At 69.3% G+C, this 10,645-nt stretch carries 9 protein-coding genes; all 9 read right to left on the bottom strand.

Annotated features, from left to right (window positions below):
• Positions 1-119 precede the first annotated feature (119 nt).
• Positions 120-503, bottom strand: coding sequence for an FKBP-type peptidyl-prolyl cis-trans isomerase (locus tag ACFVX9_RS17070; protein WP_063346909.1), 384 nt, complete (start codon positions 501-503; stop codon positions 120-122).
• Positions 504-666: 163 nt separating this feature from the next.
• Positions 667-1,977 carry an FKBP-type peptidyl-prolyl cis-trans isomerase gene (locus ACFVX9_RS17065; RefSeq protein WP_380342778.1) on the bottom strand — a complete coding sequence of 437 codons (1,311 nt, stop codon included), beginning with the start codon at positions 1,975-1,977 and terminating at the stop codon, positions 667-669.
• Positions 1,978-2,219: 242 nt separating this feature from the next.
• Positions 2,220-3,206, bottom strand: coding sequence for an FKBP-type peptidyl-prolyl cis-trans isomerase (locus ACFVX9_RS17060; RefSeq protein ID WP_363377220.1), 987 nt, complete (start codon positions 3,204-3,206; stop codon positions 2,220-2,222).
• A gap of 136 nt (positions 3,207-3,342) precedes the next feature.
• Positions 3,343-4,704: a Pup--protein ligase gene (gene pafA / locus ACFVX9_RS17055; RefSeq protein WP_063346911.1), complete on the bottom strand. Its 1,362-nt coding sequence runs from the start codon at positions 4,702-4,704 to the stop codon at positions 3,343-3,345.
• A gap of 121 nt (positions 4,705-4,825) precedes the next feature.
• Entirely contained in the window at positions 4,826-5,581 is a 756-nt protein-coding gene (gene prcA / locus ACFVX9_RS17050; RefSeq protein ID WP_380380040.1) for a proteasome subunit alpha, read from the bottom strand.
• A 31-nt stretch (positions 5,582-5,612) separates the two neighbouring features.
• Entirely contained in the window at positions 5,613-6,455 is an 843-nt protein-coding gene (gene prcB, locus ACFVX9_RS17045; RefSeq protein WP_380342771.1) for a proteasome subunit beta, read from the bottom strand.
• 163 nt (positions 6,456-6,618) lie between these two features.
• A complete protein-coding gene (locus ACFVX9_RS17040; protein ID WP_031069167.1) occupies positions 6,619-6,837 on the bottom strand; it encodes a ubiquitin-like protein Pup in 219 nt (72 codons plus the stop codon).
• A 174-nt stretch (positions 6,838-7,011) separates the two neighbouring features.
• Positions 7,012-8,523 carry a depupylase/deamidase Dop gene (gene dop, locus ACFVX9_RS17035; protein WP_208869055.1) on the bottom strand — a complete coding sequence of 504 codons (1,512 nt, stop codon included), beginning with the start codon at positions 8,521-8,523 and terminating at the stop codon, positions 7,012-7,014.
• A gap of 230 nt (positions 8,524-8,753) precedes the next feature.
• On the bottom strand, positions 8,754-10,520 hold the full coding sequence (gene arc / locus ACFVX9_RS17030; RefSeq protein WP_063346914.1) for a proteasome ATPase: 1,767 nt from the start codon (positions 10,518-10,520) through the stop codon (positions 8,754-8,756).
• Positions 10,521-10,645 lie beyond the last annotated feature (125 nt).

Here is a 10,645-nt window from a genome sequence, read left to right as displayed (position 1 = left end):
GGAAGTTTGCCGCCCGGCGGGACCGACTGTACCTGGATGGGCAAGCAGGAAAAGACCCACCTCGGGAACCGACCGGGGGCACAACCCCGGTTGAGTTCCCCCCCACGGTGTGGAACGACTCAGACGCCGATCAGGTCGACGACGAAGATCAGGGTCGAGCCCGCCGGGATGAGCGGGGTCGGCGACTGGTTGCCGTAGGCCAGGTGCGACGGGATGGTCAGCTCGCGGCGGCCGCCGACCTTCATGCCGGCGACACCGCGGTCCCAGCCCTTGATGACGCGGCCGGCGCCCAGCGGGAACGAGAACGGGGCGGTGCCCCGGTTCCAGCTGGAGTCGAACTCCTCACCGGTCTCGAAGGTCACGCCGACGTAGCGGACCTTGACGACCTGGCCCGACTTGGCCTCATCGCCGTCACCGACGACGATGTCGCGGATCTGCAGGTCCGCCGGGGCGTCGCCGATCGGGAAGTCGATCTCGGGCTTCTCGTTGAGGTTGACGCTCACAGTCCCTCTTCTCACGTTTCGCATTGCAGTCACGACCAAGCGGCGGGGGCCCGCACCCCCGGTCCGTTCCCGGACCACGGTACGGGCGCCCACCGCCCGGGGTGGTCCGGCCACGCGGCCGGACCCGAAGGTCACACGCACACCATTGTCACCCGAAAGTGGATCAGCCCTGACCGGCGTCCAGGATGTCCACCACGAAGACCAGCGGCGCGCCCGGCGGGATGTCGCCCTGGCCCTTGTCGCCGTACGCCAGCGCGGCCGGGATCACCAGCTCCACCCGGCTGCCGACGGTCTGGCCCACCAGCCCCTGGTCCCAGCCCTGGATGACCTGGCCACCGCCGACCGGGAAGGAGAACGCCTGGCCCTTGCTGAGCGAGGAGTCGAACATCTTGCCGTCCTTGAACAGCGCGCCGGTGTACTGGACGACGACCTTCTCGCCCTTCTCCACCGCCGGCCCGGTGCCCTTGATCAGGACGTGCGACTTCAGCTCGGTCGGGTCCTTCGCGCCGGCCACCGGGGTGATCTCGGCCGGCTTCTTGCCGTTGTCCTTGACCTGCGGGAAGTCCGCGGGCGGCGGCGTGACGGTGCCGCTCACCACGGAGTCGGGCGCGTTGGCGTTGCGGATGTCGATCACGAAGACCAGGTCGTCCTTCGCCCCGATCGACATGTCGGCCTTGCCCTGGGAGCCGAACGCGGCGGCCGGCGGGGCCACCACGAGGACCCGGCTGCCGGCCTTCTTCCCGACCACGGCCTGGTCCAGCGCCGGGATCAGCGCGTCGGTGCCGGCCTGGAAGATCTGCGGCTTGCCGTTGTTGTCGTACGAGCTCGGGATGTCCTTGCCGGTGGTCCAGTCCTTGGCGGTGTAGTCCACCGAGGTCCAGGAGTTCTTGTCCACCTTGGGGCCGGTGCCCTCGGTCAGCACCTTCACCACGAAGGAGCCGTCGGAGGCCTCGCCCGGCACCTGGATCTCGGCCTTCTTGCCGAAGTCACCGGTGACGGTGGGCAGCACCTTGGCGCTGTCCTTGATCGGCGGCACCGGGTCGGCGGTCGGCGTGGGCGGCGCGCTCTTGGCGGCGTCCGGCTTGGCGGCGGTGTCCGACTTGCCGTCCTTGTTCACCAGGTACAGCGTCACGGCGCTGCCGGCCAGCAGCACGGCCAGCACCGTGCCGAGGATCACGCCCAGCCGGCCCACCCCGGGCGGGTTCTCGTCGTACCCGGCCTCCGAGGTGTCGCCCCGACGCACGGTGGAGGCGAAGATCTGCGGGGTGTCGTCCGTCTTGGTCCCGCCCGAGGCCCGCGGCTGCTCGCCGGGCTGCGCCCAGCCGGCCTGCTGCTTCAGGATCGACGGCGGGACGACGATCGACTCACCGTCCCCCGGGAGCGGGCCGCCGGGACGCGAGGCGGCCGGGTCACCCGCGGAGCTGTCGTTCGCCGCGGTGTCGGCCCCGCCCGGGCTCGGCGTCTTCTCAGTCATGACTCCCCATCCATCTCGCCACGAGGTCTTCCAGGTCTGCGACCGGCGTGCTGACTGCCGGTCTGCCGTCGCACCGTCCGCCCCGGACCTCGACGCCGGGCGGCGCCTGCCACAGTGCGAGGGCAGTATGACAGCTCAGGATGAGGGCGGACGCTTCGTTGTACGAGCGTCCGCCCAAGCGTACGGAATCCCCGGGGGGACTTCCTAGAGCGTGTCCGCCCTAAACCGCTTCCCTGGCTTCCCTAAACAGCTTCCAGGATGTCGATCACGAAGACCAGCGTCGAGTTGGGCGGCACCGAGCCCTGCGCCTGGTCCTTGTAGCCGAGCGCGGGCGGCACCACGAGCAGGATCCGGCTGCCGACGGTCTGGCCGACCAGCGCCTTGTCCCAGCCCTCGATCACGCTGCCGGTGCCGATCTGCACCGCCTGCGCGCCCCCGTGCGTCCAGGAGGAGTCGAACTGCTGGCCGTTGTTCCAGAGCACCCCGGTGTACTGCACCACCAGGGTCTGCCCGCTCTTGACCTGCTTGCCCTCGCCCTTGATCAGCACCGCCTGCTCCAGGTCGGTGGGCGCGGCCTGCCCGGCCGGCACGGTGATCGTCACCGGGGCCTTGCCGTTGTCCTTGACCTGCGGCATCGTCGCCGGCGGCGGGGTCATGGCGCCGGTCAGCGTGGAGTCCTGCGGCAGGCTCTCCATGATGTCCAGGACGAACACCACGGTGTCGCCCTTGTTGACGCCGAGCTGGGTGCTGCCCTGCTCGCCGAAGGCCGCCGCCGGCGGGGCGACCACCAGCAGCCGGCTGCCGACCTTCTTGCCGATCACGCTCTGGTCCAGCGCCGGCACGAGCTGTCCGCTGCCGGCCTGGTAGAGCTGCGGCTTCCCGCTCGGGTCGTACGAGCTGGGCAGGTCCTTGCCGGTGGTCCAGTCCTTCGCCGTGTAGTTGACCGTCACCCAGTCGCCCTTGTTGACCGTCGACCGCTCGCCCTCGCTGACGGTGTTCACCACGAACTGGCCGCCGGGCTGGCCCTCCGGGAGGGTGATGGTGGCCTTGCTGCCGAAACCGCCCTCCGAGAGCGTGGGCATCGGCGACGCCTCGCCGACCGGCGCGGGCACCGTCGGAGGCGCGCTCGCCGCGGACGGAGTCGCCGGGCCGGCCGCCTTGGGCGAACTGCTGCAGGCGACCGCCAGCAGCAGGGGCAGGGTGAGTAGCAAACCGGCGGTGCGGCGCACGGTGGTCCTAACTGTCGATCGAGGTCGGCTCTCCTGACTTCGACGGACAGCGTATGCCCGGACGGTGTCCGGCCCCGGTAGACACCACCGGGGCCGGACACCGCCTTGATCACAAACCTGGGATCCCCTTCGGGGGTCACATCCCGGCGATCAGCTTCTCCACCCGCTCGTCCACCGAGCGGAACGGGTCCTTGCAGAGCACCGTGCGCTGTGCCTGGTCGTTCAGCTTCAGGTGCACCCAGTCCACCGTGAAGTCCCGGCGCTGCTCCTGCGCCCGGCGGATGAAGTCCCCGCGCAGCCGGGCCCGGGTGGTCTGCGGCGGGATGGACTTGGCCTCGAAGGTCTTGAGGTCGGTGGTCACCCGCTTCGCCTGGCCCTTGCCCTGGAGCAGGTAGAACAGGCCGCGCCGGCGGTGGATGTCGTGGTACGCCAGGTCGATCTGGGCCACCCGCGGGTTGGACATGCTCATCTGGTGCTTCTCGCGGTAGCGCTCGATGAGCTTGTACTTCATGATCCAGTCGATCTCGGTGGCCACCTGGTCCAGGTTCTCGGTGCGGACGGCCTCCAGGGTCCGGCCCCACAGTTCGAGCACCTGGCCGATGGTGCCGGTGTTGATGCCCTTGCGGTCGGCGAACTCCAGCGCCTTGGTGTAGTACTCCTCCTGGATGTCCAGCGCGCTGGCCTCGCGCCCGTTGGCGAGCCGCACCTGGTGGGTGCCGGTGAGGTCGTGGCTGACCTCGCGGATCGCCCGGATCGGGTTCTCCAGGGTGAGGTCGCGCATCACCACGCCGGCCTCGATCAGCCGCAGCACCAGGTCGGTGGCGCCGACCTTGAGCAGCGTCGTGGTCTCCGACATGTTGGAGTCGCCGACGATCACGTGCAGCCGGCGGTAGCGCTCGGCGTCCGCGTGCGGCTCGTCGCGGGTGTTGATGATCGGGCGGGAGCGGGTGGTGGCGGAGCTGACGCCCTCCCAGATGTGCTCGGCGCGCTGGCTGACGCAGTAGACCGCGCCGCGCGGGGTCTGCAGCACCTTGCCGGCGCCGCAGATCAGCTGGCGGGTCACCAGGAAGGGGATCAGCACGTCGGCCAGCCGGGAGAACTCGCCGTGCCGGGCCACCAGGTAGTTCTCGTGGCAGCCGTAGGAGTTGCCGGCCGAGTCGGTGTTGTTCTTGAACAGGTAGACGTCCCCCGCGATGCCCTCCTCGTGCAGCCGCCGCTCGGCGTCGACCAGGAGCCCTTCGAGGATCCGCTCACCCGCCTTGTCGTGCGTCACCAGCTCGGTCACGTCGTCGCACTCGGGGGTGGCGTACTCGGGGTGGGAGCCGACGTCGAGGTACAGCCGGGCGCCGTTGCGCAGGAAGACGTTGCTGCTGCGGCCCCAGGAGACGACCCGGCGGAACAGGTACCGCGCCACCTCGTCCGGCGACAGCCTGCGCTGCCCGCGGAACGTGCAGGTCACGCCGTACTCGTTCTCCAGCCCGAAAATCCGGCGGTCCATGAGCACTCCATTCTGTGTCGGAGCTGTCCGAAACCGCCTCCACGACGACTGGGCCGCCGCAGGGGCACCGGAGTCCCGTACGGCCTCCTTCCGGCCGCCGTACGGGACTCCGCAGGCACTGCTACTCCGGCGCGGTGTCCGCCGGGTTGTCCTCGTCGTCCGACTCGGCGGACTGGTCGCCGTCGAGCAGCCGGGCGAGCTGGTTGCCCAGGATGCGCTTGAACTTGCGCTGCTGGAACCGCTGGCGGTCGAGGACGGCCACCTCCAGCTGCTCCGGGGTGAGGGCGCGCGGGCTGCCGCCGTTGGGGTCGCGGGCGAGCGAGTCCACGGCGGCCCGGACCACCTCGGTGAGGCCCATCCCTGCCCGGTGGCGCTGGCCCAGGTAGTTGCCGATCGAGTCGGCGTTGCCGCCGACCACGACGTAGTTCTTCTCGTCGACGATCGAGCCGTCCGGGGTGAGGCGGTAGATCTGGTCCTCGTCCGCGGTGCGGCCGACCTCGGCCACGATCAGCTCGACCTCGTAGGGCTTCTCGCCGACCGAGGAGAAGATGGTGCCGAGCGTCTGGGCGTAGACGTTGGCCAGGCCCCGGGCGGTGACGTCGGCCCGGTCGTAGGAGTAGCCGCGCAGGTCGGCGTAGCGGACGCCGCCGATGCGCAGGTTCTCGAACTCGTTGTAGCGGCCGACCGCCGCGAAGGCGATCTTGTCGTAGATCTCGGAGACCTTGTGAAGCGCTCTGGAGGTGTTCTCCGCGACGAAGACGATGCCGTCGGCGTAGGTGAGCACGACCACGCTGCGGCCGCGCGCGATGCCCTTGCGGGCGTACTCCGCGCGGTCCGCCATGGCCTGCTGGGGCGAGACGTAGAACGGTGTCGACACCGGCGGTCGTCCCTTTCCTGAGAGGTGATGGCTAGAGCAGCGGGGCCTGCGGGCCGTTGGGGTGCGAGCGGCGCTCGTCGGTGATCGCGACCGCGATCTCGGTGACCTCCGCGTCGGTGAGCCGGCGGAAGCCTTCTTCGGTGATCAGCGAGACGATCGGGAAGATCTTGCGGGCGAGGTCGGGGCCGCCGGTGGCGGAGTCGTCGTCGGCCGCGTCGTACAGCGCCTGGACGACCAGCGTGGCGGCCTGGTCGGCCGTCAGGCCGTCGCGGTAGAGCTTCTTCATCGAGCCGCGGGCGAAGACCGAGCCCGAGCCGGTGGCGGCGAAGCCGCGCTCCTCGGAACGCCCGCCGGTGACGTCGTAGTTGAAGATCCGGCCGCGGCCGAGGTCCAGGTCGTAGCCGGCGAACAGCGGGACGACCGCCAGGCCCTGCATCGCCATGCCCAGGTTGCCCCGGATCATGGCGGTGAGCCGGTTGGCCTTGCCCTCCAGCGAGAGCACCGCGCCCTCGATCTTCTCGTAGTGCTCCAGCTCCAGTTGGAACAGCCGGACCATCTCGATGGCGAGGCCGGCGGTGCCGGCGATGCCGACCGCGCTGTACTCGTCGGCCGGGAACACCTTCTCCATGTCGCGCTGGGCGATCACGTTGCCCATCGTCGCCCGGCGGTCACCGGCGATCACCACGCCGCCGTCGAACACCGCGGCCACGATGGTGGTCCCGTGCGGGGCCTCGATCACGGCCCCCGCGGGGAGCCCGCGGTGGCCGGGGATCAGCTCCGGCCGGTGCTCGGCGAGGAAGTCCACGAAGGAGGAGGACCCCGGGGTCAGGAAGGCAGCCGGTAGACGCCCGGTGCCACGAGTGTTGGCTTCCACACGATTCCTTCCAGGTAGCTTGAAGCTCGCGTTGCCCGCACCCTACCCGCCCGGAGATCACTGTCCACGCGCGCAGGGGGCCGGTGCCGGACGGCCGGGCGGCCCTCGCCGCCCGACCGCCCTCGACGGTCACGACCGTGAATTCCCGAATGCCGGGGACGAGCTATTGCCCGCCCTTCTGCACGAATCCGCGGACGAAATCCTCCGCATTCGACTCGAGGACCTCGTCGATTTCGTCCAGCACCGCGTCGACGTCGTCGCTCAGCTTTTCCTGGCGCTCCTTGAGGTCGTCGGAATTCTGGGTTTCCGCGGCCTGCTCCTCGACCTCCTCGGAGGAGCGGTTCGCCCGCTGCTGGCCGCCGCCGGTGTCCTTGCTCGCCATTTCCCTCACCCCGCTCGATTCTTCTGGCACGGTTTGGTCGTTGCTTGCTGCACCGACCCTATACACAAGGTGCGACTGCCGCTCCCGGTTTGCCGGTGGCGCTTCCTGTCCAACACCCGCTGCCACCCCGGATGATTCCCATTCGGCGGACGTTCACCCATGGTGATCGAAAAGTTACCCGCCGGAGAGGACCCGCAGCAGGTCCTCCGCGGTGCGACAGCGGTCCAGCAGCTCCTTGACGTGGTTGCGGGTGCCCCGCAGCGGCTCCAGCGTGGGCACCCGCTGCAACGAGTCCCGGCCCGGCAGGTCGAAGATCACCGAGTCCCAGGAGGCCGCGGCGACGTGGTCGGCGTACTGCTCCAGGCAGCGCCCGCGGAAGTACGCCCGGGTGTCCTCCGGGGGCTTGGAGACGGCCCGCTCGACCTCCGCCTCGGTCACCAGCCGCTCGAAGCGGCCGCGGGCCACCAGCCGGTTGTAGAGGCCCTTGTCGGGCCGTACGTCGCTGTACTGGAGGTCGACCAGGTGCAGCCGCGGATTCTCCCACCCCAGGGCGTCCCGGCTGCGGTAGCCCTCCAGGATCTCCCGCTTGGCGATCCAGTCCAGTTGCCGGGAGAGCGACATCGGATCGCGCTCCAGCCGGCCGAGGACGTCCTCCCAGCGGGCCAGCACGTCCAGTGTCTGCTCGTCCGCGTCGGTGCCGAAGCGGTCCTCGACGTACTTGCGGGCCAGCTCGAAGTACTCCAGCTGGAGCTGGACGGCGGTGAGTTTGCGCCCGTTGCGCAGGGTGATCAGGTGCTTGAGCGTGGGGTCGTGGGAGACCCGGTGCAGGGTGCGCACCGGCTGGTCGACGGCGAGGTCGGAGGCGATGAAGGAGTCCTCGATCATCGACAGGACCAGTGAGGTGGTGCCCAGTTTGAGGTAGGTGGAGATCTCGGAGAGGTTGGCGTCCCCGATGATCACGTGCAGCCGGCGGTACTTCTCCGCGTCGGCGTGCGGTTCGTCCCGGGTGTTGATGATCGGGCGTTTGAGCGTGGTCTCCAGGCCGACCTCGACCTCGAAGTAGTCGGCCCGCTGGCTGATCTGGAAGCCGTGCGTCGAACCGTCCTGGCCGATGCCGACCCGGCCGGCGCCGGTGACCACCTGGCGGGAGACGAAGAACGGGGTGAGGTGGCGGACGATGTCGGCGAACGGCGTCGCCCGCTTCATCAGGTAGTTCTCGTGGGTGCCGTAGGAGGCGCCCTTGTTGTCGGTGTTGTTCTTGTACAGGTGGATGTTCTGCCCGTTGGGCAGTTCCAGCGCGCGCTGCGCGGCGGCCGCCATGATCCGCTCGCCGGCCTTGTCCCAGAGCACGGCGTCGCGCGGGTTGGTGACCTCTGGCGAGCTGTACTCGGGGTGCGCGTGGTCCACGTAGAACCGGGCCCCGTTGGTGAGGATGACGTTGGCCAGGCCGATGTCCTCGTCGGTCAGCTGGCTGGCGTCCGCCACCTCGCGCGCCAGGTCGAAGCCCCGGGCGTCACGCAGCGGGTTCTCCTCCTCGAAGTCCCAGCGGGCCCGCCGCGCCCGGTGCATCGCCGCCGCGTACGCGTTGACGATCTGGGACGAGGTGAGCATGGCGTTGGCGTTGGGGTGCCCGGGCACGGAGATCCCGTACTCGGTCTCGATGCCCATCACGCGCCGTACGGTCATGCGGCCCTCCTTGCCCGGTGCGCCGCCCCCCACGGGCGGAGCACGCCGACGTACCGCTGAACAACACCGGCGCCGGCGTTCTGCCCGCGATCGGTGGGTCGAGCCTAGAACCCGGCACCGACGGGCGGACCCCGAGACGCGCCGTCCGGCTGCGGGGCCGCGAGGCGCCACAGCCGGACGGGGTGCGTGCTGTTCCGGGGACCGCCGGGCGGCCCGGTCTCACCGTGTGCTTACAGGTACTGCCCCGTGTTGGCGACAGTGTCGATCGAGCGGCCGGACTCGGCGCCCTGCTTGCCGGTGACCAGCGTGCGGATGAAGACGATCCGCTCGCCCTTCTTGCCGGAGATGCGGGCCCAGTCGTCCGGGTTGGTGGTGTTCGGGAGGTCCTCGTTCTCCTTGAACTCGTCCACGCAGGCGGCGAGCAGGTGGGAGACGCGCAGACCGCGCTGACCGTGGTCGAGGAAGTCCTTGATGGCCATCTTCTTCGCGCGGTCGACGATGTTCTGGATCATCGCGCCGGAGTTGAAGTCCTTGAAGTACAGGACCTCCTTGTCACCGTTGGCGTAGGTGACCTCCAGGAAGCGGTTCTCCTCGGTCTCGGAGTACATCCGCTCCACGACCGACTGGATCATCGCGGCCACCGTGGTGCCCAGGGAGCCGTCGTGCTCCTTGAGGTCGTCCGGGTGGAACGGCAGCGACTCCTTGAGGTACTTGGAGAAGATGTCCCTCGCGGCCTCGGCGTCCGGGCGCTCGATCTTGATCTTGACGTCCAGGCGGCCGGGCCGCAGGATCGCCGGGTCGATCATGTCCTCGCGGTTCGAGGCGCCGATGACGATGACGTTCTCCAGGCCCTCCACACCGTCGATCTCGGCGAGCAGCTGCGGGACGATGGTGTTCTCCACGTCCGAGCTGACGCCGGAACCGCGGGTGCGGAACAGCGACTCCATCTCGTCGAAGAAGACGATGACGGGCGTGCCCTCGCTCGCCTTCTCCCGGGCCCGCTGGAAGACCAGGCGGATCTGCCGCTCGGTCTCGCCCACGTACTTGTTGAGCAGTTCGGGGCCCTTGATGTTGAGGAAGTAGCTCTTCCCCTGGGGGCGTCCGGTGACCTCGGCGACCTTCTTGGCCAGCGAGTTGGCGACCGCCTTGGCGATCAGCGTCTTGCCGCAGCCGGGCGGGCCGTAGAGCAGCACGCCCTTGGGCGGGCGCAGCTCGTACTCCTTGAAGAGGTCGGCGTGCAGGTAGGGCAGCTCGACCGCGTCCCGGATCAGCTCGATCTGGTTGCTCAGTCCGCCGATCTGGCGGTAGTCGATGTCCGGGACCTCTTCGAGGACCAGCTCCTCGACCTCGGACTTCGGCACGACCTCGTACACGTAGCCGGAGCGGGGCTCCAGCAGCAGGGCGTCCCCCGCCCGGATGGTGAGCTCGCGCAGCGGTTCGGCGAGGCGCACCACCCGCTCCTCGTCGGTGTGGCCGACGACCAGGGCGCGTTCGCCGTCCTCGAGGATCTCCTTGAGGGTGACGATCTCGCCGATGCGCTCGAAGGCCATCGCGTCCACGATGTTGAGGGCCTCGTTGAGCATCACCTCCTGGCCGCGCCGCAGTTCGTCGAGGGCGACGTTGGGGCTGACGTTCACGCGGAGCTTGCGCCCCCCGGTGAAGATGTCGGCGGTGCCGTCCTCGTTGGCCTCGAGGAAGGTGCCGAACCCGGCCGGGGGCTGTGCCAGCCGGTCCACTTCCTCCTTGAGGGCCACGATCTGGTCGCGGGCCTCTCGCAGGGTGGAGGCGAGCCGTTCGTTCTGGGCGGACACTCCGGCCAGGTTGGTCTGGAGCTCGACGATCCGCTCTTCGAGGATCCTCGAATTGCGCGGCGAGTCGGCGAGCTTGCGGCGCAGCACAGCGATTTCCTGCTCAAGGAACGAGACCTGAGCGGCCTCGTCGGAACCACGAGCGGGCCTGCCGGTGCTGCGGTTGTAGTCGTCATCGTGGGCTGCCACGGTCCTCACCTCCTCCGGGGAGCTGGACGCTTCCAGACCCTACCTGGGACCAGGGGTCCGTAAACCCCTAGATCAAGAAAGATGGAACGGGCGTGTCCGATCTTCGCCCCAGCGTGCTTCCCCTC

It is taken from the genome of Kitasatospora sp. NPDC058243, from assembly GCF_042882025.1.
Lineage (GTDB): Bacteria > Actinomycetota > Actinomycetes > Streptomycetales > Streptomycetaceae > Kitasatospora.
The sequence above is the reverse complement of the archived record's forward strand: the minus strand, read 5'-3'. Positions and strand labels throughout refer to the sequence as shown.